Raw genomic sequence first — 23774 nt, forward strand, 5'->3', positions numbered from 1 at the left:
GCTCAGGACGTAGTGCGGTTGCCGCCCGAAAGCGCGATGTCGCGGGCGGCGGCCGCCGCGCGGCGGCGGCGCCACCAGAGCCAGATGCCGCTCAGGCCCAGGCCGCCGAGCGCCAGGCCGAGCAGCATGGTGATTGCCTGGTGCACCGGCCCGCCCAGCACGCCGGTGTGCAGCGGGTAGATCACCACCACCGCGCCGTTGCCGGCGTCCAGGTCCTGCCAGCGGCGCACCGCCAGCACTTCGCCGGTCAGCGGATGCAGCCACACGGAGCTGATGCCGTTCGGATGCGGATCGTCGGCCAGCCGGAAGCGCACGCGCATCGGCCGGTTCGGCCTGGCCGGCACCTGCACGTAGCCGATCGGCTGGCCCGGGAACACGCTTTGCGCGCGGGCCACCAGTTCGTCGAGCGAAAGCCGGGCGCTCATGGGCGAGCCCTTGGGAACCGCGGGCGGCTTGACCAGCTCCTGGCCCATGGCGGTGGAAATGAAGCCGCCGAGCGGCCGCCAGGCCATGTAGGCGCCCGTGAACACCGACACCGCAATCAGCAGCCCGAGCACCGCGCCGCCGGTGCGGTGCAGGTCGAACAGCCCGCGCAGCAGGCCGCGGTCGAGCGAAATGCGCAGCGACGGCGGCCAGCGCGCGGGCCACCAGAGCACCACGCCGGTGACCAGCAGGAAGAGGTAGGCCAGCGCCACGAAGGCCAGGATGCCCTTGCCTGTGTCTTCCAGCAGCAGGCTGCTGTGCAGCTCGAAGAGCAGGTTGTAGGCGCCTTCGTGCGAGCCGCGCCGGCCTTGCTCCGCGCCGGTGGCGGGGTCGAGGTAGAGGGTGCCGTCCCAGGGGCCGCGCACGTACACCCAGAGCGTCTCGCCGGGGCTGCGCGGCGGGCGCAGCGTGAAGGTGGTGTCGGGGCCGAACTCGGCCACGAGGTGCTGGCGCAGCGGTTCGAGCGGCAGCGTGGGCATCCCCGTTCCCGCTTCGGCCGCGCTTCGTGCGACGAAGAGCGTGGGATGCGCATGGCGGTCGATCGGCAAGGCCACCACCAGCACGGCGCCCAGCAGCGCCGTGAGGGCCAGGACCGGACCGAGCGAGAGGCCGATCCAGCGGTGGATCTTGAGCCAGAGGCGTCGGAGGGATGCGCGCAGCATGGACAACAGGGGCGTCGAAAAGGCCCCGCCTGGTTGTTGGCTGGCGCGCCGCACGGGGCGCGTTGGCTGGAAAGGGGGCGTGGCACGAAGAAAACAGCCGCCCTCGGGCGGCTGCTGCATCGGCGTGCGGGGAGGCTAGATTCTACTGGCGAGCTCCGCCGCCTTGCCCACGTAGCTCGCGGGCGTCATGGCAAGCAGGCGCTCCTTTTCCGCTTCGGGAATGTCGAGCGAGCGGATCAGGCCGTGTAGCGCCTCGGCCGTCACGGTCTTGCCGCGCGTCACTTCCTTGAGCTGCTCGTAGGCGCCCTGCACGCCGAAGCGGCGCATCACGGTCTGGATCGGTTCGGCCAGCACTTCCCACGAGGCGTCGAGGTCTTCGGCCAGCGCTTCTTCATTGAGCTCCAGCTTGCCCAGGCCCGTGGCCAGGCTCGCGTAGGCCAGCGTGGCATAGCCGAAGGCCACGCCGATGTTGCGCAGCACCGTGCTGTCGGTCAGGTCGCGCTGCCAGCGGCTGATCGGCAGCTTCTCGCTCAGGTGGCGCAGCACCGCGTTGGCCAGGCCCAGGTTGCCCTCGGCGTTCTCGAAATCGATCGGGTTGACCTTGTGCGGCATGGTCGAGGAGCCGATCTCGCCCTTCTTGAGCCGCTGCTTGAAGTAGCCCAGGCTCACGTAGCCCCAGACGTCGCGCGAGAAGTCGATCAGGATGGTGTTGGCGCGCGCCACCGCGTCGAACAGCTCGGCCATGTAGTCGTGCGGCTCGATCTGGATGCTGTAGGGCTGGAAGCTCAGGCCCAGGCCGAGCGGTGCCGGCGTTTCGATGACCTTGCGGCTGAACGCCTCCCAGTCGAAGTCGGGCCAGGCGGCCAGGTGGGCGTTGTAGTTGCCCACGGCGCCGTTCATCTTGCCGAGCAGTTGCACCGAGGCAATCTGCGCGCGCGCCTTCGAAAGCCGCACCGCCACGTTGGCGATTTCCTTGCCCACGGTGGTGGGGCTGGCGGTCTGGCCGTGCGTGCGCGACAGCATCGAGACACCGGCGAACTGGTGCGCCATTTCGCGCAGCTTGGCAATCAGGCCGTCGATGGCCGGCAGCATGACTTTTTCGCGTGCGGCCTGGATCTGCAGCGCATGGCTGGTGTTGTTGATGTCTTCGCTGGTGCAGGCGAAGTGCACGAATTCGGCGGCGGCCAGCAGCTCGGGCCGGGCTTCGAACTTGGACTTGATCCAGTATTCGACCGCCTTCACGTCGTGGTTGGTGGTCTTCTCGATGTCCTTGATGGCCAGCGCGTCGGCCTCAGAGAAGTGCGAAACCAGCCCCAGCAGGTACTTGCGGGCGCCGCCCGTGAGCGGCTTGAATTCGGCAAAGCCGCAGTCCGACAGCGCGATGAACCACGCCACTTCGACCTGCACGCGCCGGTGCATGTAGCCCTGTTCGCTCATCAGCGGGCGCAAGGCCGCGAGTTTGGCCGCATAGCGGCCATCAAGTGGGGAGAGGGCGGAAACGGTGGAGAAGCTCATTCCCCGAATTTTAGGTGGCTTGGCGCCGATGCACGTTTGCCACGGATCGGGGCCCGATCTTTGGCCCTTCCCCTAAAATGACCATGAACAAACGTCATCAATGCAAGGGGAGAGAGCTTTCATGAAACTGATCGGATCGGCCGCCAGCCCTTATGTGCGCAAGGTGCGCGTGGTGCTGGCCGAAAAGCGTCTCGACTACCAGTTCGTGATCGAGGACGTCTGGGCGGCCGACACCACCATCGCGCACTCCAACCCGCTCGGGAAGGTGCCTTGCCTCATCATGGAAGGCGGCGACGCGATGTTCGATTCGCGCGTGATCGTCGAATACCTCGACACCCTGTCCCCCGTGGGCAAGCTGATTCCCCAGCAGGGCCGCGAGCGCGCCGAGGTCAAGACCTGGGAAGCGCTGGCCGATGGCGTCATGGACGCCGGCGTGCTCTGGCGGCTGGAAGCCACCTGGTCGGGCCGCAGCGACGGCGAGCGCAGCGCCGCCTGGATCGAGCGCCAGCGCGCCAAGGTCGAAGGCGGCATCGCCGCCATGGCCAAGGGGCTGGCCGACAAGCCCTTTTGCAGCGGCATCCACCTGAGCCTGTCGGACATCGCCGTGGGCTGCGCGCTGGGCTGGCTGGGGTTGCGCTTTCCCGAGATCGACTGGCGCCATGAGCACGCCAATCTCGCAAAGCTGTACGACAAGCTGATGCTGCGGCCCAGCTTCATCGACACCCAACCATGAAAAAAGGCGCCTCTGGCGCCTTTTTCGTTTCAGGGCGCCGGCGTCTGCCGCGCCCCGCCCGTGCGGGAAATACAAAAATGCTGCGAGGCGCCCCGACGCGAAGGAGGGAGGGAGGGAGGAGGAGAAGAATCGCCTCGGGATTTCGACCAGGCAAGACGCCCGGAAGACCTCGCAACATGAAAACTGGAAGGCATTTGCTGCACTCGTTCGTTATGAGCACAGTGTGCCAGTCCGGTTCCCCCTCCAGTGGTAAACGTTTGTGACCGTTAGTTCACGGCGGCAAGCCGTCAGCCCCCGGCCGCGAGCTGGCTCTCGATGACCTTGACGAAGGCGCTCTCGTCGGGCGCCGTCATGCTGGACCAGGCCTGCACCACCTTGCCGTCCCGCCCGATCAGGTACTTGTAGAAATTCCACTTCGGCGTGGTGCCCGAGGCCAGCGCGAGCTGCTTGAACAGCGGGTTGGCATTGGCGCCGCGCACCGACGACTTCGCGAACATCGGAAACTTCACGCCGAAGGTGCTTTCGCAGAAATCGGCAATTTCCTTGTTCGAACCCGATTCCTGCGCGAAATCGTTGGACGGGAAGCCCAGCACCACCAGCCCGCGCGAGCGGTATTTGCTGTCCAGCGCCTCCAGCCCCTTGTATTGCGGGGTAAAGCCGCAGAAGCTCGCGGTGTTCACCACCAGCACCACCTTGCCCGCGTACTGGCACAGCGATTGGGGTTTTTCGTCCTGCAGCCGCGGAAAGGTGTGTTGCAGGATGGGCGGGCAGGCGGCGGCCGCGGCACCGTCGGCCGCGGTGGATGGGGCAGCAGCGGGAGTTGGAGACGGGCTGGGAGAGGGGGCCTGGGCGACCGCCGTGCCAGCGGCAAGGAGGCATGCGGCCAGGGCGGCAGGGATTCGCATAAGAGGGCTCCTGAAGACAAAAAAGTGTGCATTTCGCGCCATAAGACCGCGCTTATCCACACATCATCGCGCGTCTGTCATGGGTGCGCCAAACGAGCCGACTAAAATCGACGGCCTTAGAAAGACTTTGATGCTTTATCCGGAACTCTTCAGACAACTCGAATCTGTCCGCTGGGACATGGACAAGGACATTCCCTGGCAGTCGTTCGATGCTTCGCTGCTGTCCGAAGAGCAGGCGCAGACCATCAAGATGAACGCCATCACCGAGTGGGCGGCGCTGCCGGCCACCGAGATGTTCCTGCGCGACAACCGCCACGATAGCGACTTTTCCGCTTTCATGTCGATCTGGTTCTTCGAGGAGCAGAAGCATTCGCTGGTGCTCATGGAGTACCTGAAGCGTTTCAGTCCCCAGCATGCGCCCACCGAGCAGGAGCTGCACGAGGTGCGCTTCGACTTCGACCCGGCCCCCCCGCTCGAAACCCTGATGCTGCACTTCTGCGGCGAAATCCGCCTCAACCACTGGTACCGCCGCGCCGCCCAGTGGCACACCGAGCCGGTCATCAAGCACATCTACACCACGCTGAGTCAGGACGAGGCCCGCCACGGCGGCGCCTACCTGCGCTACATGAAGCGCGCCATGGAAAAGTTCGGCGACGAGGCGCGCGCCGCGTTCACCAAGGTGGGCGTGCTGATGGCCAGCGCGAGGCGCACGGCCCAGGCGCTGCACCCGACCAACCTGCACGTCAACAAGGCGCTGTTCCCCAACGACACCATCCAGAGCCGCATGCCCGACCCCGACTGGCTCGAGCACTGGCTGGACAAGCAGATCAAGTTCGACGCGGTCTGGGAAAGCAAGGTCGGCGAGCGCATCCTGCACAACCTGAGCCTGCTGATGAACCGCAGCTTCAAGACCGTGCAGGAACTCAACCGCTACCGCAAGGAACTGGCCGCCTCGCTCGGCCCCAGGCCCGAGTACCAGGGCGCATAGCACCTGTCACAAACCCGGTGGGTCGCCCGTCTTGTGAGCATGGACGATCCCACCCTCGCCTTCAACAGCCACCGCCGCCGCCTGCAGGGCATCGCCTACCGCATGCTCGGCTCCGTCGCGGAAGCCGAAGAGGTGGTGCAGGACGCCTGGCTGCGCTGGCATGAGGCCGACAAGGCCGACCTGGGCAGTGCCGAAGCCTGGCTGGTCACCGTCGTCACGCGCCTTTCGATCGACCGGCTGCGCGCCGCGAAGGTCCAGCGCGAGCACTACGTCGGTGCCTGGATGCCCGAGCCCACGCTGACCGGCGGGCCGGACACCCCGGAGCAGCTGCTCGAACGCGCCGACAACATTTCCGTCGCCTTCCTGGCCGTGCTCGAGCGCCTGGCGCCCGAGGCGCGCGCGGCCTTCCTGCTGCGCGAGGTGTTCGATGCCGACTACGACGAGGTGGCCCGCACGCTCGGCAAGAGCGAAGCCGCCTGCCGGCAGCTGGTGCACCGCGCCAAGGCCCAGGTGCAGGAGGCGCGCCCGCGCTTCCAGGTGCCGCGCGAAACCCACCAGCGCCTGCTGCGCGCCTTTGCCGATGCGGCAGCGCGCGGCAGCCTGCAGGAGCTGAAGGCGCTGATGGCGGAAGACGTGGAACTCATCGGCGACGGCGGCGGCAAGGTGCAGAGCTTCAGCAAGGTCCTGCGCGGCAGCCAGCGGCTCGCGCAGCTGTACTTCGCGCTGTGGCGCCGCATGGGCACCGCGGTGCGCATGGAACTGGTGGAGATCAACGGCGAGCCCGGACTCTTGCGTTTCATCGACGGGCAGCTCGAATCGGCCCAGACCTTCGAGATCGAGGACGAGCGCATCGTGCGCGTCCGCGTGCAGCGCAACCCCGACAAGCTCGCGCGCATCGCGCAGCTCTATTCGTCGAAATAATTTTCGGACGGCGTGTCACAGGGTCGATGGCCGGCCCGTCTTCAGTGGGTAGCAAGCAGATTCTTCATCTCAACCACCTGGAGCACGCACCATGAGCAACCCCATCGCCCCCCGCCTGACCTGGTTCAAGATCGCGCCCAAGGCCTTCCAGGCCATGATCGCCGTCAACGGCACCATCGAGTCGAGCACGCTCGGCAAGGTGCTGATCGACCTCGTCTTTGCCCGCGTCTCGCAGATCAACGGCTGCGCCTACTGCCTCGACATGCACGTGCGCGACCTGCGCCAGCAGGGCGAAGACTGGCAGCGCATCAACAGCCTGCCCACCTGGCGCGAAGTGAGCTTCTTCAGCGAGCGCGAGCGCGCGGCGCTCGACTGGGCCGAAACGCTGACGCGCCTGCCCGACCATCACCAAGCCCGCGACGCCGAGTTCGAAGCGCTCCAGGCGCATTTCAGCGAGCTCGAGATCGTCGAACTCTCGATCGCCATCGCGCAGATCAACGCCTGGAACCGCCTGGGCGTCGGCATGCGCTCGCAGGTGGCGGCCAAGGCGATGCCCTGAGGCCTCGAATCAGCGTCGCTCGACCACCATCGGCGCGATGCGCAGGCTCTCGCGCAGCTGCGTGACGGCCTCGCCGGCTTCGCTGCGCGAGGCGAACGGCCCGGCCTGCAGGCGGTGCGTGCCGGCTTCGCTGAACACGCGCAGCTGCGGCGCCATGGAGGGCAGGCCGCGCGCGGCCTGGCTCCGCAGGCTCTCGGCGCCATCGCGCTCGCGGAAGGCACCGAGCTGCACCCAGAAACCTGCGGCCGCGGCTGAAGGCGAGGAGGGCGCCGCGCCCTGCGAGGCAACTGCGGGCGCGGGCGGCGGTGCCGTGAGCGGCGCCAGCGGCGGGAGGTCGGTGACCATGATCGGCTGGCGGGGCGATGCGGCCTCCGGCTCGGGCGCCGGCGCGGCCTGCGCGATCCGATCGGCGGGCGCCGTGGATGCCATGGGCGTTTGCGGCGCGACCGGCATTGCCGAGGCCGGCGCTGCAGCGTTCATCGCCACCGGCGCCACCCAGGCCGAGGGCACGGTCACCGGTGCAGGCTCAGCGCGCGGCGGCTGCGAGGCCGAGGCATACGCCGTGCCCGAATCGCGCCGCCATGCGCCCGTGCGGATGTCCTCGTTCGTGATGCGCTCGATCTCCACCGGCGCCACGCCGCGCAGCAGGTCGAGCTTGAGCGCCGCGGTGTAGCTCAGGTCGATGATGCGGCCGTCGACGAAGGGCCCGCGGTCGTTCACCCGCACGATCACCTCGCGCCCGTTGGCCGGGTTGCGCACCCGCACGTAGCTGGGCAGCGGCAGCGTCTTGTGCGCGGCCGTCATGGCGTACATGTCGTAGGGCTCGCCGCTCGCGGTCGAGGCGCTGTGGAACTTGCGGCCGTACCACGAGGCGATGCCCGATTCGCGGAACGGCCGGTCGTCGGTGATCGGCTGGTAGGCCCGGCCCAGCACCGTGTAGGGCTTGCTGGTGCCGCCGCTGCCTCGGATGGCTTCGATGCGGGGCTCGGCATCGGGCACGCGGTCCAGGTCGGACGGGATGTTGCTGCCCGGGCCGTCGCGGCCGCCCAGTGCGCCGCCGCCGCTGCGCGTGCCGCTCGCGCAGCCCGCGAGAAGGACGGCGACGGCGATGGCACACACCGCCGCTGCTTTTCGATGCATTTCGCGCCAGAAACACCGCGGAACCGGCTTTGCCGGGCCGCCGGTGTTGCCCCCGGTGAGGGGGGTGGCGAAGCGACACGAAGTGCGCGAAGCCTGGGGGTGAGCCAAATCAGCCAAATACCGCCTTCCACAAGGCCAGCATGGCGTCGCGCTCGGCGGCCAGTGCGGGCGGGGTGACCTGGGTCGGTTCTTCGTTGAGGCGTGCACGGTGCTGCACGCGGCGCAGTTCGCGGTAGGCGGCGGCGGCATTGCGGCCGACGCCTTCGGGCAGCAGGCCGGCTTCTTCGGCGCGCAGCAGCAGCGCGATGTTGCCGACGTTGGGAATCAGCTCCGGATGCTCGCCCGAGGCCGACAGCACCAGGAATTGCACCGCGAACTCGGCATCCACCATGCCGCCGGGGCTGTGTTTGACGTCGAAGCGATCGGCCTTCACCGGCCGCGCGCCGCGCAGCTTGTTGCGCATTGCGATGATCTCGGCCTTCAGTGCCTCGCGGTCGCGCGGCGCCACCAGCACGGCTTCGCGCACCTGGTCGAAGCGCGTGCCCAGCGCTGTACTGCCGAGCACGAAGCGCGCACGCGTCATGGCCTGGTGCTCCCAGGTCCATGCGGTGTTGCTGCCGCGTCCCAGCTGGTAGCGTTCGTAGGCTTCGAAGCTGGTGGTCAGCAGGCCCGAATTGCCGTTCGGCCTCAAGGCGGTGTCGATCTCGAACAGGTCGCCCTCGCGCGTCTTCACGGTGAGCCAGTTGATCAGCTTGCGCACGTAGGCCGCATAGACCTCGCCCGCGCGCTCGTCGTCGTCTTCGTAGACGAACACGATGTCGAGGTCGCTGCCGTAGCCCAGTTCCTTTCCGCCGAGCTTGCCGTAGCCGATGATCGCGAACTGCGGCAGCTCGCGGTGCCTGTTGCGCACATGCGGCCAGCACCAATGGGCGGTCACGCGCAAGGTGGTGTCGGCCAGCGCGCTCAGGTCGTCGGCCACCTGCTCCACGGTGAGCCGGCCGTCCACGTCGCGCGCCAGCGTGCGGAACACCTCGGCATGGTGGGCGTGGCGCAGCAGGTTCAGCAGGCGCTCCTCGTCGGCCTCGCCGGTGCGGCTGAGCGAGGCGTGGCGCGCCTCGAGTTCGCGCTCGAACTCGGCCGCCATGAAGCGGCCCGAGAGCATTTCGTCGCTCGCGAGCTCGTCGATCACGCCCGGGTGCTGCATCAAGTAGCGCGCGGGCCACTTCGCGGCGCCCAAGAGCCGCAGCAGCCGTTCCTGCACCGCGGGCCGCTCGACCAGCAGCGCCAGGTAGCTCTCGCGCCGCAGCAGCGGCTCGATCCAGTCGGCCCAGCGCAGGGCGGCGTCCACATGGCGCGGCGTCTGTCCGGGGCCGTCGCCGTCGGGCTCCTTCAGCCAGTGTCCGGTGCGCTGCACCAGCTGGCGCAGCCGGGCGCGCGTTTCCTCGCGCAGCGCCAGCACGCGGGGCTGCTCGCACCAGTTGCGGATGCGGTCGGCAAAGGCCGGCGGCAGGTCGTCGAGCAGGTCGGCCAGGTCGGTGGGGGCGGCGGCCTTCTTGCCGTTGCATTTGCCGTTGCAGGGCTTCTCGCCGCCGAGCAGCTTGTCGAACTCCTGCGCCACGAACTCGCGGTGCGTGTCGAGCTGCTCGAGGAACGGGCAGCAGCTGGCGTAGCCCATGGTCTGCGCGACCCAGCGCAGGTCGTCGTCGGCCACCGGCAGCACGTGGGTCTGCTGGTCGTCCAGGTACTGGATGCGGTGCTCCACGCGGCGCAGGAACTCGTAGGCCGCGGCCAGGGTGTCGGCGGTTTCCTGCGGCATCAGGCCGGCGCGCGCGAGCCGCTGCAGCGCGTCGAGCGTGGGGCGCGTGCGCAGTTCGGGAAACTGGCCGCCACGCACCACCTGCAGCAGCTGCACGGTGAACTCGATCTCGCGGATGCCGCCGCGCGAGAGCTTGACGTCGTTGGCGCGCTCGGGCCGCCCGGCGCTGCGGCGGGCCGACTGCTCGCGGATCTGCCGGTGCAGCGTGCGCAGCGAATCGAACACGCTGTAGTCCAGGTAGCGCCGGAACACGAAGGGCAGCACGGTGGCGCGCAGGCCCTGCGCAAGGCCTTCCGAGACCACGTCGCGCGGCGCTACGACCCGGCTCTTCATCCAGGCAAAGCGCTCCCACTCGCGGCCCTGCACCTGGAAATATTCTTCGAGCGCATCGAGCGACACCACGCTGGGCCCGGAATTGCCGTTCGGCCGCAGCGCAAGGTCGACGCGGAACACGAAGCCGTGCTCGGTGATGTCGCCCACCAGCGCATAGATGCGCTTCACGGCGCGCGAGAAATATTCCTGGTTCGAGAGGCGGCTGCGGCCGTCGGCATCGCCGCGGGTTTCGCCGTCCAGGTCGTACAGGTAGATCAGGTCGATGTCGCTCGACACGTTGAGCTCGCGCGCGCCGAGCTTGCCCATGCCCACCACCCAGAGCTGCGCGCGCTGGCCTTCGGGGCCCAGCGGGGCGCCATGCACCGCGTCGAGTTCCTGGCAGGCGTCGCGGCAGGCGACGTCGAGCGCGAATTCAGCGAGCTCGGTGACGGCGGTGGTCACCACGGCCAGCGGCGCCTTCGCATCGCAATCGAGGGTTACAAGCCGTTCCATCACGAGCTGCCGCACAATGCGCAGCGCATCGCCGACGCCGTCCCCGCGTTCGCGCAGTGCCTCGTAGGCCTTCGACATCGACTCGCGCCGCGGCGCGCCAGGGGAAAGCAATGCAAGCTCGGCCGCATACCTGCGGCGCAGGCGCTGGACGAAGCGCGAATAGGAAGAGAACGCGACCTCGGGCGCTTCTGTCGATGGCGTGGCTGGCAACTGGTTCACACTGGTGTCGGCTTCCGCGGAACCCCTCTGAATGCTGGCGGTCATAATTCCGGACACAGCGCGATCCTCAATGAACGACACGGCGTCTTCCCCTTCACGTCTGCTCAAGATCACCGCTGCGACGGCGCGCTGGCTGCTGGGTTTACTGATCGCTGCATGGCTTCTGCTGGCACTGTCAGTGGTTGTCCTACACGCGTGGATTGTGCCGCGAATCGGCGATTACCGTGGCGCGCTCGAGGCACAAGCCAGCAAGGCCATCGGGGTACCCGTGCGCATCGGGTCGATCACGGCCCGTTCCGATAGTCTCTTTCCCGCTTTCGAGTTGCGCGACGTGGTGCTGCACGACGCCCAGAAGCGGGAAGCCCTGCGTCTCGTGCGGGTGGTGGCGAGCGTATCGCCGCGCTCGCTGTGGCGCCTCAATTTCGAGCAGCTCTATATCGAGGGGCCGCAGGTCGACGTGCGGCGCGACGTGCTCGGCAAGCTGCACGTGGCGGGCCTCCACATGGACACCGACACCACCGGAGAGACCCGCGCCGCCGACTGGTTTTTCGCCCAGCGCGAGCTGGTGGTCGAAGGCGGCACCGTGCGCTGGACCGACGAGCAGCGCCAGGCCGAGCCCCTGCTCCTGACCGACGTGCGCTTCGTGGCGCGCAACACGGCCCGGCGCCACGGCCTCAGGCTCGACGCCACGCCGCCGGTCGGCTGGGGCGAGCGCTTCACGCTGCGCGGGCAGTTCCGTCAGCCGCTGCTGTCGGTGCGCTCGGGCCGCTGGCAGACCTGGGACGGCCAGGTCTATGCCGACCTGCCCTACATGGACGTCACCCGCCTGGGCCGCTATGTCTCCCTCGACGCCCGCATCCGCGAAGGCAGCGGCGCGCTGCGCCTCTGGGCCGACGTGAAGAGGGGGCAGATCGTGGGCGGCGCGGCGGACCTCGGGCTCGACCGCATCGACGCCTCGCTGGGCCGGGGCCTGCAGCCGCTGGTGCTGCGCGCGGTGACCGGACGGCTGGCCGGCCAGCTGGACGAGGAAAAGCTCGAGTTCTCGACCGCCGCCCTGCAGTTCGACACCGCGGACGGCATGCGCTGGCCCGGCGGCAACCTGTGGCTGCAGCACTCCCCCGCGCGGGGCCGCACGCCGGAGCAGGGCGCCTTGCGCGCCGACCGGCTCGACCTGGCCGCGCTGGCCCTCATTGCCGACCGGCTGCCGCTGGGCGATGCCACGCACCGCGTGCTCGACGCCTATGCGCCGCGCGGGCTGGTCGAGCGCATCGACCTGAACTGGCAAGGCTCGCTGGGCGCCCCTGAACGCTACCAGGCCAAGGGGCGGGTCAGCGGCCTGCGCGTCGCCTCGCAGGCGGCGGCCACGCCTGAAGCCGCCCCCGCCCCACCGGCCACCGCGGCCAGGCCCGCCGGCGCCGCGCCCGCCGCCCAGCGGCCGCATGCCGGCTCGCCGGGCCTGAGCGGGGCCACCGTCGAGTTCGACGCCACCCAGGCCGGCGGCAGCGCCGCGCTGTCGATGGCCCAGGGAACGCTCGAATTTCCGGGGGTGTTCGAGGAACCGCTCATTCCCATCGACCGTCTCGCGGCCCAATTGCAGTGGAAGCTCGACAAGGGCCACGCGCAATTGCAGGTTTCCAAGCTGCGCTTCGCCAATGCCGATGCCGACGGCGAAGCCGAAGCCAGCTGGCGCACCAGCGATCCCGCCGTGTCCCGCGGGCAGTCGCTCTACCCCGGCGTGCTTGACCTGCAGGGCAAGCTGACCCGCGCCGACGGCACGCGCGTGTTCCGCTACCTGCCGCTCGAGATCCCCCAGCACACGCGCGACTACGTGCGCGACGCGGTCACCAAGGGCACGGCCAGCAGCGTCGACTTCCGCGTGCGCGGCGACCTGCACGACATGCCGTTCATGGACCCGAAGCAGGGCGAGTTCCGCATCGTGGCCAAGGTGGCCGACGTCAACTACGCCTATGTGCCGCCGGCCTCGGCCATTGCCGCGTCCACGGCATCCAAGGCGCCGGCCTCCGCGGCCCGCAGCGGTGCGCCGGCGCCGGCCTGGCCCGCGCTCACGGGGCTTTCGGGCGAACTGGTGTTCGAGCGCGCGGGCATGCTGGTGCGCAACGCGCGCGGCCGGCTGGCGGGCGCGACCGGCATCGAGGTGACCAAGGCCGAGGCGCAGATTGCCGACATGTCGCACCATGCCTCGCTGCTGCGCGTCGATGCCCAGGCCAAGGGCCCGCTCGCCGAACTGCTGCGCGTGGGCGCGCCGCTGGCCGGGGAAACCGGCGAGGTGCTGTCCCGCGCGCGCGCCACCGGCACGGCCGACTACCGGCTGCACCTCGAACTGCCGCTGGCCGCGCTGGAGGCGGCCAAGGTCCAGGCCAGCATCGCGCTCGCCGACAACGAGCTGCAGCTGGTGCCCGAAGCGCCGTCCTTCACCCATGCGAAGGGCGTCGTCGGCTTTACCGAAACGGGCTTTTCGCTGGCTGGCGTCAACGCCAGGCTGCTCGGCGGCGACGTTCGCGTCGAAGGCCGCGGCCGCTTTGCCGGGCCCAACCGCGAGCTGGCATTGAAGGCGCAGGGCACCGCAACGGCCGAGGGCCTGCGCGCGGCGCGCGAGGCCGAGTGGCTCACGCGCATCGCGGCCAAGGCGAGCGGCGGCACGCCCTATGCGGCCACCTTCTCGATGCGCGACGGCGCGCCGGAGTTCTCGCTCACCAGCACGCTGCAGGGCCTGGCGCTGCAGCTGCCCGCACCGCTCGTGAAGACGGCGGACGAACAGATGCCGCTGCGCATCGAGAAAAAGGTGCTGCAGCGCGAGACCCGGGCGGGTGCCGCCGTTGCCGTGCAGGACCAGCTCTCGATGGAGCTCGGCCGCATCGGCGCCGCCCAGTATGTGCGCGACATCTCCGGCGCCGAAGCGCGCGTGCTGCGCGGCAGCATCGGCATCGGCCTTGCCGCGGGCGATGCCGCCCCCTTGCCCGACAAGGGCGTGCTGGCCAATGTCAACGTCGCGAAGCTCGACATGCCTGCGTGGCAGGCGCTGGTCGGCGACACCGGAAGCAGCGCGGCCGAAGCGGCGGGCAATGCCGAGCGGCCCGAAGACGCGGCCACGGGCTACCTGCCCACGCGCATCGCGGTGCGTGCGCAGGAACTCGGCATCGCGGGGCGCACGCTGCACAACGTGGTGCTCGGCGGCACGCGCGACGGTGCGCTCTGGCGCGCCAACATCGACGCCACCGAACTCAGCGGCTATGCCGAGTACCGCCACACCCAGGCCGGGCGGCTCTATGCGCGGCTCGCGCGGCTCAAGATTGCGCCCACCGAAGCCAGGCAGGTCGAAACCCTGCTCGACGAGCAGCCGGGCACGCTGCCCGCGCTCGACATCGTCATCGACGACTTCGAACTGCTGGGCAAGCGCCTGGGCCGTGCCGAGATCGATGCCGTCAACCGCGGCGGCGCGGGCCGCGAATGGATGCTCAACAAATTGAGCTTCACCATGCCCGAGGCCAATTTTTCGGCCAAGGGCACCTGGGCCGCCGCGCCGGGCGGCACCTCCGGGCGCGCAGAGCAGCGCCGCACGGCCATGACCTTCAGGCTGGACATCGCGGACGCGGGCGATCTGCTCGCGCGCTTCGGCATGCCCGGCGTGCTGCGGCGCGGCAGCGGGCGGCTCGAAGGCGAGGTCAACTGGCGCGGCTCGCCGTTCTCGCTCGACTATCCGAGCCTGGGCGGGCAGCTCCAGATCAACGTCGAATCGGGCCAGTTCCTCAAGGCCGACCCCGGCCTGGCCAAGCTGCTCGGCGTGCTGAGCCTGCAGGCGCTGCCGCGCCGGCTCACGCTGGATTTCCGCGATGTCTTCAGCCAGGGCTTCGCCTTCGACTTCATCCGCGGCGACGCGAAGATCCACAACGGCATCGCGAGCACCAACAACCTGCAGATGAAGGGCGTCAACGCGGGCGCGCTGATGGACGGCTCGGCCGACATCGTGCGCGAAACGCAGGACCTGCGCGTGGTGGTGGTGCCCGAGATCAATGCCGGTACGGCCGCGCTGGTGGCCACCGCGATCAACCCCGCGATCGGCCTGGGCACCTTCCTCGCGCAGTGGGTGCTGAGCAAGCCGCTTGCGGCCGCCGCCACGCAGGAGTTCCATATCGAAGGCACCTGGGCCGACCCCAAAATAGCCAAGGTGCCACGATCCATCCTGCCGAGCGTACCCGGCGCTGCCGAGGCGCCGGCGGGCGGGCAGGGCAAGTGAAAACGGAGACCACGCAATGAAAGTCGCAGCCATCCAGATGGTGTCGGCCATCGCCCGCGAAGCCAACCTCGCGCGCGCCCACGGCCTGCTCGCGCAAGCCGCCGCGGCCGGTGCCGAACTGGCGGTGCTGCCCGAGTATTTCTGCATGATGGGCGCGCGCGACACCGACAAGCTGGGCCTGCGCGAGACCGCGGGCGCGGGCACCGTGCAGGGCTTTCTGGCCGACGCGGCGCGCGAGTTCGGGCTCTGGATCGTGGGCGGCACGCTGCCCATCGAAAGCGGCGACGCCGAGCACGTGTTCAACAGCTCGCTGTGCTATTCGCCCGATGGCCGGTGCGTGGCGCGCTACGACAAGATCCATCTCTTCTTCTTCGACAACGGCAGCGAGCGCTACGACGAGCGCCGCGTCATCGCGCCGGGCGCCGAGCCCGTGCTGTTCGAGCTGCCCTCGCGCGACGGCCATCGTTGGCGCGTGGGCATGAGCGTCTGCTACGACCTGCGCTTTCCCGAGCTCTACCGCGCGCTCGCCAAACGCGGCGCCGAGCTGCTGCTGGTGCCCAGTGCCTTCACCCGCACCACGGGCGCCGCGCACTGGGAAGTGCTGCTGCGCGCGCGGGCCATCGAGAACCTGGCCTGGGTGGTGGCGCCCGCGCAGGGCGGCACGCACGAGAACGGCCGCCATACCTGGGGCCAGTCGATGGTGGTCGACCCCTGGGGCACGGTGGTGGCGCAGCAGGCGAGCGAAGAGGGCGTGGTGCTGTTCGACATCGATGCCGGGCAGATCGAGCGCGTGCGCGCGCAGCTGCCCGTCCTGTCCCACTGCGTGCTCTAGATGGAGGAGGCTTTGGCTGTCGCACCGCCCCGGTGGGCGCTGTCGGCGTTCGCGCGGCTGCGCTCGCTCTGGCAGCGCTGGTTTCTCTGGCTGATCCTGGCCGTGCTGGTGTCGGCGCTGCTGGTCACCGTGGTGTGGCTCGCGGGCCGGCACGAGGTCGAGCAGGTCCAGGCGAACCTCGACCGCGACACCGCCGACGCGGTTTCGGACCTTCGCATCGGCCTGCAGCGCAACGCCCAGAGCCTGCGCGCCACCCAGGCCTCGGGCCTGGACCGCACGCATTGGCCCGACGCCGCGGCCTCCCTGCTGCGCGAGCACCGCGAGTGGCTGCGGCTCGAATGGCGCGACGCCGCGCTGCGTCCGCTCGAAGCGGTGAACACGCCCTACCGCATGCGGCTGATCGCCGACGAGAGCCGCGGCGCCGACCAGTCCGACGTGGGGCTCGCCTGCGCGGCCGCGCGCAAGCTCGGTGCGCCGGCCTATTCGCCGAGCCACTACGTGCCGATCCTCGGCGGAGGCGGCGTCGAGGTGATGGAACTGTGCGTGCCGATCGATGCGGGCGGCTTCCTGGTGGCGAGCTACTCGCTGCGCGACACGCTGATCGAGCTGGTCGGCCCCACGCTCACGCGCGGCCAGGAAGTGGCCTTCACCGAGGCCGACGGCACGCGCCTGGTGGCGCTCGGCACCTCGCGCCGCACCGGAACGCGCGTCTTCACCTCGCAGCAGCTGATCGACCTGCCCGGCGCCGCGCTGATGCTGCGCGTGGACGGCTGGCGCGCCGCACCCGATCTCTTTCCGAACGTGCTGACGGCGCTGGTCACGGCCATTTCGATCGCGCTGGTGTCGGTGCTGGTGCTGCTTGCGCGCGACACGCGCCGCCGGCTGCGCGCCGAACGCGACCTTGCCGATGCGCTGGCCTTCCGCAAGGCGATGGAAGACTCGGTCATCACCGGCCTGCGCGCGCGCGACCTGCAGGGGCGTATCACCTACGTGAACCCCGCGTTCTGCGAAATGGTCGGCTTCAGCCCCGAAGAGCTGATGGCCGGCAGCGGCGAAGACATCGAGGCCCCCTATTGGCCGACCGAGCTGGCGCACGAATACCAGCAGCGGCAGGCCCGGCGGCTGGCCGGCGGCATGCCGCCGCGCGAGGGCTTCGAATCGGTCTTCATGCGCAAGGACGGCACGCGCTTTCCGGTGCTCATCTTCGAGGCCCCGCTGATCAACGCGCATCGCGTGCAGACCGGCTGGATGAGCGCCTTCATCGACATCAGCGAGCAGCGCCGCATCGAGGAGCTCTCGCGCGCCAGCCAGGAACGGCTGCAGGCCAGCGCGCGGCTTGCCACGGTGGGCGAGATGGCCTCGCTGCTGAGCCACGAGCTCACGCAGCCGCTGGCCGCCATCGCCAGCTATGCGACGGGGTCGCTCAACATGCTCGGGCCGCACGCCAAGGGCGAGCAGGCCGAGGTGGCCATGGCGGTGCGGCGCATTGCCGAGCAGGCCGACCGCGCCGGCCAGGTGATCCGCAGCGTGCACGACTTCGTGCGCCGCCGCGACCGCACGCGCGAGGCGGTGGCGCCGCAGGCGCTGATCGATGCGGTGCTGCCGCTGGTGCGGCTGCAGGCGCGCAAGCTCGGCGTGAGCATCGAGGTGGTGCTCGAAGACCGCCTGCCTCCGGCCGTGTGCGACCGCACGCTGGTCGAGCAGGTGCTGCTGAACCTGGCGCGCAATGCGATGCAGGCCATGGATACGGCGGAGCACGTGGGCGAGCGCGTGCTGCGGCTGCGCGTGTCGCGCGTTGTCGCGGTCGGCGGCCCGGGCGCGGAGGACGCCCGGCGCTGGCTGGAGTTCTCGGTCGCCGATCTCGGCTGCGGCATCAGCGAAGAGGTGGCGGGCCGCCTCTTCACGCCTTTCTTCACCACGCGTGCCGACGGCATGGGGCTGGGCCTCAGCCTGTGCCGCACCGTGGTGGAGCAGCATGGCGGGGTGCTCGTGTTCGAGCCCAACCGCCCCCGGGGCACCGTGTTCCGGTTTACCCTGCCGAGTACATGATCCACCCCCAGGTTTCGCGCCCGTTTTTGGAATTGAAATGCAACCGCTGATCGATGGTCTGATATTCATCGTGGACGACGACGCCAGTGTGCGCGAGGCACTGGCCTGGCTGCTGCGCTCGCGCCGCCTCGAGAGCGAACACTTCGCGAGCGCCGAGGCCTTCGAGCTGCGCCTGGCCGAAGGCCCGCTGCCCGATCAGCCGCTGTGCCTGCTGCTGGACGTGCGCATGCCCGGCACCAGCGGGCTGGTGCTGTTCGACCGGCTCGCCGAGCGCGGCCTGCTGGACGCCATGCCGGTGATCTTCCTGACCGGCCACGCCGACGTGCCCACGGCCGTGGACGCGGTGAAGCGGGGCGCCTTCGACTTCTGCGAGAAGCCGTTCTCCGACAACGCCCTGGTCGACCGCATCGAGCAGGCGCTGGGCGCTTCGCTGCGGGCGCTGGAGGTGCGGCGCGTGCGGCGCAGCCTGGCTGGTCGCGTCGCCGAACTGACCGACCGCGAGCGCGACGTGATGCGGCTCGTGGTCGAGGGCCTGCCGAACAAGCTGATCGCCGATCAGCTGGCGATCAGCGTGCGCACGGTGGAGGTCCACCGCGCACGCGTGTTCGACAAGATGGAAGTGAAATCAGCGGTCGAACTGGCCAACCGCCTCAGAGATCTCTAGGAGATCAGACCTTTTCCGCGACGAAGATCTCGACGCGGCGGTTTTGAGCCCGGCCGGCCGGCGTGCCGTTGTCGGCGATCGGTTCGCGCGAGCCGCGGCCGTCGGTGGTGATGGCCGTGGTCGAGACGCCGCGGCTGACCAGGTGGTTGCGCGCACTGTCGGCGCGGCTCACCGAGAGGCGCTCGTTGCCTTCCTCGCTGCCGGTGTTGTCGGTGTGGCCCACCACGCGCACGCTGGCCGCGGCGGCGCTGCGCAGGCCTTCGGCCACCTTGTCGAGCACCTGCGCCAGGTTGCGCTTGACGTTGGCGCGGCCCACGTCGAACGACAGTTCGTTGGGAACCACGAGATGCAGCTGGTTGTCCGCGGTCTGCTCGATCACCACGCCCGTGCCCTTGGTGGAATTCTCCAGCTCGGTCTTGAGCGCCGCCAGGCGCGCAGTCCAGCTGTTGGCCGGCGCAGCCGCCTGGGCGGCTGGTGCGGCGGCCGATCCCGGCGCGGGCGACTGCGAGGCGCACCCCGCAACGAACAATGCGGCCGCAGCCACACCCGAAACAACAAGCTTCCTCATGAGTTTTTCCCTCTTTGTGAACATGAAACGATGGCGATGGGCGCCGGCCGCTCCCGCACGGCCGGCTTTGTTTTTATATCAGCCGATCCGGTCAGCCCCGCGGCGCGCGCTCGCCCACGTAGATCTCGACGCGGCGGTTCTGCGCCCGGCCGGCATCGCTGTTGTTGTTGGCGATCGGCTCGTGCGAACCGCGTCCTTCGATGCGGAAGGCCGCGGCGCTCACGCCGCGCGCCACCAGGTAGTCGCGCGTGCTGGCGGCGCGGTCGACCGACAGCGGATTGTTGATGGCGTCCGAGCCGGTGTTGTCGGTGTGGCCGATGATGCGCACCTCGGCGTTCGGGTTGTTGCGCAGGCCGCTCGCGAACTGGTCGAGCACCGGTGCGAAGTTGGGCTTGATGTTGGAGCGGCCCACGTCGAAGGAGACGTCGCTCGGGATCTGGAGCTTGAGCTCGTTGTTCGGGGTTTGCGTCACGGCCACGCCGGTGCCCTGGGTGGCGGCTTCCATCTGGCGCTTCTGGTTTTCCATGCGCTGCGACCACAGGTAGCCGCCGAGCGCGCCGGCCGCGGCGCCGACCACGGCACCGGTGCCGATGGCGCCGCGGTTGCCGCCGGTGGCGGAGCCGATGGCCGCACCGCCCAGCGCGCCGATGCCGGCGCCGATGCCGGTGTTGCGCTGGGTATCGGTCATGCCGCCGGCACAGCCGGACAGGACGAGGGCGGCAGCGGTGGTGGCGAGTACAAACTTTTTCATGGCAATCCCTTTCAAGGTTGAATCAGGCGGGCCACAGCTTAGCCTCGGCGAACCTGCGATGGTACGGCCTTCCCAACTTGCAGGAAAGAAGAAAACTTTCTGCAAAGCCCCGTGAATGCTGCGATGATTGCTACTAAAGTAATAGCTGATAGCCTGTTCTCCGACATTCCGCTGCGGCTTTCGGCTACGCAAGTAATTCACGCTTCGGGCGGCGGATTCTTTTTCTCGCCGGCACCGTTGCCATCGGCGGCCTCGCCGTCGTCATGCAGTTCGCCCTTTTTTCGACCGGAAAACATGGTCCACCAGACGATCAATATGAACACGAGCCCGGCCCCGAGGGCTTCAAGCAAAATCAAACCCATGAGAAATGGACTCCAGTGGCTGGTTGGGCTCGCGATCGTAGCAACGCTGGCCGGCTGCTCGATCGCCCCGCGCGCGCCCGACACCCCGGCCCGGCCGGCCGCCACGCCGCCGCGCGACCTCGGACCGCTGACCGGTTCGCTCGCGCATCCCAAGAGCCGGTGGGTGCCGGTCGGCTGGTCGGAGCTGCCGGGTTTCGGCGACGACCCGCTGCACGAAGCCTGGATCGCGCTCCTGGCCAATTGCGCACGGCCCAACGCCGCCTTTGCGCCACTGTGCCGCGAGGTGCGCCAGCTGGCCATTGCCACGCCCGAGGAACAGCGCCAGTGGATGACCGACAGGCTGCAGCCCTACCGCGTCGAATCGCTCGCGGGCTCGAGCGAAGGCAAGCTCACGAGCTACTACGAGCCGGTGTACGAGGCCTCGCGCGTGCCCACCGCCACCTTCAACATTCCGATCTACCAGGCGCCCGAGGGGCTGGTGCCGCGCCGGCCCTGGTACACCCGCCAGGAAATCGAAACCCTGCCCGAAGCCCAGGCCGCACTGCGCGGCCGCGAGATCGCCTGGATGGCCGACCCCATCGACGCGCTGATGCTCCACATCCAGGGCTCGGGGCGCCTTCGCATCACCGAGGCCAACGGCATCCAGCGCACCGTGCGCGTGGCGTTCTCGGCCACCAACGAGCAGCCGTACAAGAGCGTGCAGCAATGGCTGATCGGCCAGGGCGTGACCAAGGTCGGCAAATGGCCCGACGACACCAAGGCATGGGCCGCGCAGAACCCGCAGCGCGTGTCGCAGCTCCTGTGGAGCAATCCGCGCTACGTGTTCTTCCGCGAGGAAACCATGAGCGAACTCGATGCGGCCTTCGGCCCGCGCGGCGCGCAGGGCGTGCCGCTGACGGCCGGGCGCTCCATTGCGGTCGACCGCGACAGCATCCCGTACGGCACGCCGGTCTGGCTCGCATCGAGCGGGCCGGCGGCGCAGCTGCAGAAACTGGTGGTCGCGCAGGACACCGGCAGCGCCATCCTGGGCGCAGTGCGCGCCGACTACTTTGCCGGCACCGGCGCCGATGCCGGCCGCCTGGCCGCCAGCATGAACCAGCCGCTGCGCCTGTGGGCGCTGTGGCCCAGGCAAATGCCGGCGCCCTGAACGCCGAGCAGATGCGCCTGACCGCAAGCTGAGCGTTTCACGCGGATGTCATGCGAATTGCCTAACTTCGCGGGTTGGATTCCTTTTCAACCCACGAAAGCGATTGCGCATGACCGCAAACAACCGTACCGACGCCAACGGCATCGATCTTGACGACATCGGCACCAACCCCAGCCCGAATCCGTCCTTCACCGACCTGATCGCCTCGCGCCTGAGCCGCCGCCATCTGTTCGGCCTGGGCGTCGGCACGGCCAGCACCGCGCTGCTGCAGGCCTGCGGTGGCGGCGGCAATGGCGGCGTGGCTTTCCCGATCATTCCGCCTGCACCGGCCCCCGCTCCTGCGCCGGCCCCGGCGCCAGCCCCCGCGCCGGCTCCCGCACCGGCCAAGCTCGGCTTCAATGCCGTGGCCAAGAGCCTTGCCGACGTGGTCACCGTGCCCGCCGGCTACACCGCCAGCGTGCTCTATCGCCTGGGCGACCCGATCGCCGCGGGCGTGGCCGCGTACAAGAACGACGGCACCGACGATCCGGCCACCTACGACCGGCGCGCCGGCGACCACCACGACGGCATGACCTTCTTCGGCATGAACGCGTCGAACAAGTGGGACGCAGCCAGCGCCGCGCGCGGCCTGCTCGTGATGAACCACGAAGCCATCACCCCGCTGTTCCTGCATCCCGCCGGCCAGACCATCAGCGGCACCGGCAACGCCGCGGTGCGCACCTCCGCCGACGAAGTGCTGCGCGAGTTCTACCTGCACGGCGTGAGCGTGATCGAGATCAACAAGAGCGGCAACGCCTGGAGCTACAAGCAGGACTCGAGCTTCAACCGCCGCGTCCACACGCTCACCGAAATGGCGTTCTCGGGCCCGGCCGCCAAGACCGACTACCTGAAGACCAAGTATTCGACCGACGGCAGCAAGACCCGCGGCACGCTCAACAACTGCGCCAACGGCACCACGCCCTGGGGCACCTACCTGACCTGCGAAGAAAACTGGGCCGGCTACTTCCGCCGCATCAAGGCCACCGACGACCCCAGCCGCAGCGCCAAGGAAATCGCCTCGTTCACCCGCTATGGCGTGGCCAGCACCGGCCGCGAACTCTGGGCCACCGTCACGCCCGACACGGCCGACAACCTCTATGGCCGCTGGAATGCCCAGGTGACCGGAGCCACCGCCACCGACGACTTCCGCAATGGCGCCAACACCTACGGCTGGGTGGTCGAGATCGATCCCTTCAACCCCTCCAGCACCCCCAAGAAGCGCACCGCGCTCGGCCGCTTTGGCCATGAAGGCGCCTGCCTCGGCCCGGTCGTGGTCGGCAAGCCGCTGGTTTGGTACATGGGCGACGACTCGCGCAACGAGTACATCTACAAGTTCGTCTCGGCGAAGAACTGGGATGCGGCCGACGTGGGCGGCGGCACCGCGACCGGCGACAAGTACATGGACGACGGTCGCCTCTACGTGGCCAGGTTCAACGCCGACGGCACCGGCGCGTGGCTCGAACTGAAGCTCGGCGTCAACGGCATCACCGCGAGCAATCCGGCCTATGCCTTTGCCGATGCGGCCGACGTGGTGGTCAACGCGCGCCTCGCGGCCGACGCCGCCGGCGCCACCAAGATGGACCGCCCGGAGTGGACGGCCGTCAATCCGAAGACCGGCGAGGTGTACGTCACCCTCACCAACACCAACGCCGCCTCGCGCCCCATCACCGCCACCGACGGCGCCAACCCGCGCTTCTACAACGACAAGACGACCACTGGCTCGGATCAGAAGGGCAATCCGAACGGCCACGTCGTGCGCTTCGCCGACGACAACGCCGACCCGGCCTCGCTGAGCTTCAAGTGGGACGTGTACCTGTTCGGCGCGCGCTCCACCGCCTCGGCCGACGTCAACCTCTCGCAGCTGAGCGCCGACAACGACTTCTCCAGCCCCGACGGCATGTGGTTCAGCCACGCCACCGCCGGCCTGCTCTGGCTGGAGACCGACGACGGCGCCTACACCGACGTCACCAACTGCATGCTGCTGGCCGCGCTGCCGGGCAAGGTCGGCGACGGCGGCGCCAGGACCATCACCAACGTCGATGGCGCCACCACGCGCACCCAGGACACCTTCGTGGGCAAGGCGCCCGGCACGGACGGCCTGCGCCGCTTCCTGGTCGGCCCGAAGGACTGCGAGATCACCGGCATTGCCGAGTCGGGCGACGGCCGTGCGCTGTTCGTGAACATCCAGCACCCGGGCGAGGGTTCGAAGGACATCGCCAATCCTGACGGCTACATCAGCCACTGGCCGGACGGCGCCAAGAGCCGCCCGCGCTCGGCCACGGTGGTCATCACCAGGGATGACGGCGGCCTGATCGGCCTCTGAGCGGTTGCGCTGCCGCTG

General features: G+C 69.2%; 18 protein-coding genes. 10 read left to right on the forward strand and 8 right to left on the reverse strand.

What is annotated here, in order from left to right:
• Positions 1-2 precede the first annotated feature (2 nt).
• Positions 3-1145 carry a PepSY-associated TM helix domain-containing protein gene (locus FB547_RS01810; protein ID WP_145739138.1) on the reverse strand — a complete coding sequence of 381 codons (1143 nt, stop codon included), beginning with the start codon at positions 1143-1145 and terminating at the stop codon, positions 3-5.
• Positions 1146-1280: 135 nt separating this feature from the next.
• Positions 1281-2660 carry an adenylosuccinate lyase gene (gene purB / locus FB547_RS01815; RefSeq protein ID WP_145739140.1) on the reverse strand — a complete coding sequence of 460 codons (1380 nt, stop codon included), beginning with the start codon at positions 2658-2660 and terminating at the stop codon, positions 1281-1283.
• A 121-nt stretch (positions 2661-2781) separates the two neighbouring features.
• Here purB and FB547_RS01820 point away from each other — a divergent pair, with 121 nt between their 5' ends.
• The gene (locus FB547_RS01820) at positions 2782-3393 is read left to right on the forward strand and encodes a glutathione S-transferase N-terminal domain-containing protein (protein WP_145739142.1); all 612 of its coding nucleotides are present in this window, start codon (positions 2782-2784) and stop codon (positions 3391-3393) included.
• 287 nt (positions 3394-3680) lie between these two features.
• Here FB547_RS01820 and FB547_RS01825 read toward each other — a convergent pair whose 3' ends face one another.
• Positions 3681-4298 carry a glutathione peroxidase gene (locus FB547_RS01825; RefSeq protein WP_145739144.1) on the reverse strand — a complete coding sequence of 206 codons (618 nt, stop codon included), beginning with the start codon at positions 4296-4298 and terminating at the stop codon, positions 3681-3683.
• 130 nt (positions 4299-4428) lie between these two features.
• On the opposite strand from FB547_RS01825, the gene FB547_RS01830 reads away from it, so the two are divergent.
• From FB547_RS01830 to FB547_RS01840, 3 genes are all read left to right on the forward strand, one after another.
• Positions 4429-5286, forward strand: coding sequence for a ferritin-like domain-containing protein (locus FB547_RS01830; protein WP_145739146.1), 858 nt, complete (start codon positions 4429-4431; stop codon positions 5284-5286).
• 39 nt (positions 5287-5325) lie between these two features.
• Positions 5326-6207 (forward strand): RNA polymerase sigma-70 factor, encoded by an 882-nt coding sequence (locus tag FB547_RS01835; RefSeq protein WP_145739147.1) that lies wholly within the window; start codon positions 5326-5328, stop codon positions 6205-6207.
• A gap of 91 nt (positions 6208-6298) precedes the next feature.
• On the forward strand, positions 6299-6766 hold the full coding sequence (locus FB547_RS01840) for a carboxymuconolactone decarboxylase family protein (protein ID WP_145739149.1): 468 nt from the start codon (positions 6299-6301) through the stop codon (positions 6764-6766).
• Between the two features lie 9 nt (positions 6767-6775).
• Here FB547_RS01840 and FB547_RS01845 read toward each other — a convergent pair whose 3' ends face one another.
• Together FB547_RS01845 and glnE are read right to left on the reverse strand one after the other, a co-directional pair.
• Positions 6776-7906, reverse strand: coding sequence for a septal ring lytic transglycosylase RlpA family protein (locus FB547_RS01845; protein WP_145739151.1), 1131 nt, complete (start codon positions 7904-7906; stop codon positions 6776-6778).
• A gap of 109 nt (positions 7907-8015) precedes the next feature.
• Positions 8016-10811 (reverse strand): bifunctional [glutamate--ammonia ligase]-adenylyl-L-tyrosine phosphorylase/[glutamate--ammonia-ligase] adenylyltransferase, encoded by a 2796-nt coding sequence (gene glnE / locus FB547_RS01850; protein WP_145739152.1) that lies wholly within the window; start codon positions 10809-10811, stop codon positions 8016-8018.
• A gap of 25 nt (positions 10812-10836) precedes the next feature.
• Between glnE and FB547_RS01855 the strand changes: the two genes are divergently transcribed.
• The 4 genes from FB547_RS01855 to FB547_RS01870 are packed head-to-tail and all read left to right on the forward strand — an operon-like array spanning position 10837 to position 18566.
• A complete protein-coding gene (locus FB547_RS01855; protein ID WP_145739154.1) occupies positions 10837-15021 on the forward strand; it encodes a YhdP family protein in 4185 nt (1394 codons plus the stop codon).
• 16 nt (positions 15022-15037) lie between these two features.
• Positions 15038-15853, forward strand: coding sequence for a carbon-nitrogen hydrolase family protein (locus tag FB547_RS01860; RefSeq protein ID WP_145739156.1), 816 nt, complete (start codon positions 15038-15040; stop codon positions 15851-15853).
• Positions 15854-17902 (forward strand): two-component system sensor histidine kinase NtrB, encoded by a 2049-nt coding sequence (locus FB547_RS01865; protein ID WP_145739157.1) that lies wholly within the window; start codon positions 15854-15856, stop codon positions 17900-17902.
• 37 nt (positions 17903-17939) lie between these two features.
• The gene (locus FB547_RS01870) at positions 17940-18566 is read left to right on the forward strand and encodes a response regulator transcription factor (protein WP_145739159.1); all 627 of its coding nucleotides are present in this window, start codon (positions 17940-17942) and stop codon (positions 18564-18566) included.
• A gap of 4 nt (positions 18567-18570) precedes the next feature.
• Here FB547_RS01870 and FB547_RS01875 read toward each other — a convergent pair whose 3' ends face one another.
• The 3 genes from FB547_RS01875 to FB547_RS33255 form a co-directional block, all read right to left on the reverse strand.
• Positions 18571-19134 (reverse strand): OmpA family protein, encoded by a 564-nt coding sequence (locus FB547_RS01875; RefSeq protein ID WP_145739161.1) that lies wholly within the window; start codon positions 19132-19134, stop codon positions 18571-18573.
• A 91-nt stretch (positions 19135-19225) separates the two neighbouring features.
• Entirely contained in the window at positions 19226-19885 is a 660-nt protein-coding gene (locus tag FB547_RS01880) for an OmpA family protein (RefSeq protein ID WP_145739163.1), read from the reverse strand.
• 197 nt (positions 19886-20082) lie between these two features.
• Complete coding sequence (locus tag FB547_RS33255; RefSeq protein WP_186454098.1) at positions 20083-20247, reverse strand: hypothetical protein; 165 nt, start codon at positions 20245-20247, stop codon at positions 20083-20085.
• Between FB547_RS33255 and FB547_RS01885 the strand changes: the two genes are divergently transcribed.
• Positions 20246-21394 carry a murein transglycosylase A gene (locus FB547_RS01885; RefSeq protein ID WP_145739165.1) on the forward strand — a complete coding sequence of 383 codons (1149 nt, stop codon included), beginning with the start codon at positions 20246-20248 and terminating at the stop codon, positions 21392-21394. The genes FB547_RS33255 and FB547_RS01885 overlap by 2 nt on opposite strands.
• 109 nt (positions 21395-21503) lie before the next feature.
• Positions 21504-23756: a PhoX family protein gene (locus tag FB547_RS01890; RefSeq protein WP_145739167.1), complete on the forward strand. Its 2253-nt coding sequence runs from the start codon at positions 21504-21506 to the stop codon at positions 23754-23756.
• The last annotated feature ends 18 nt before the right edge of the window (positions 23757-23774 follow it).

Origin of the sequence: Variovorax beijingensis (assembly GCF_007828835.1) — a bacterium.
GTDB classification, from domain to species: Bacteria; Pseudomonadota; Gammaproteobacteria; order Burkholderiales; family Burkholderiaceae_C; genus Variovorax; species Variovorax beijingensis_A.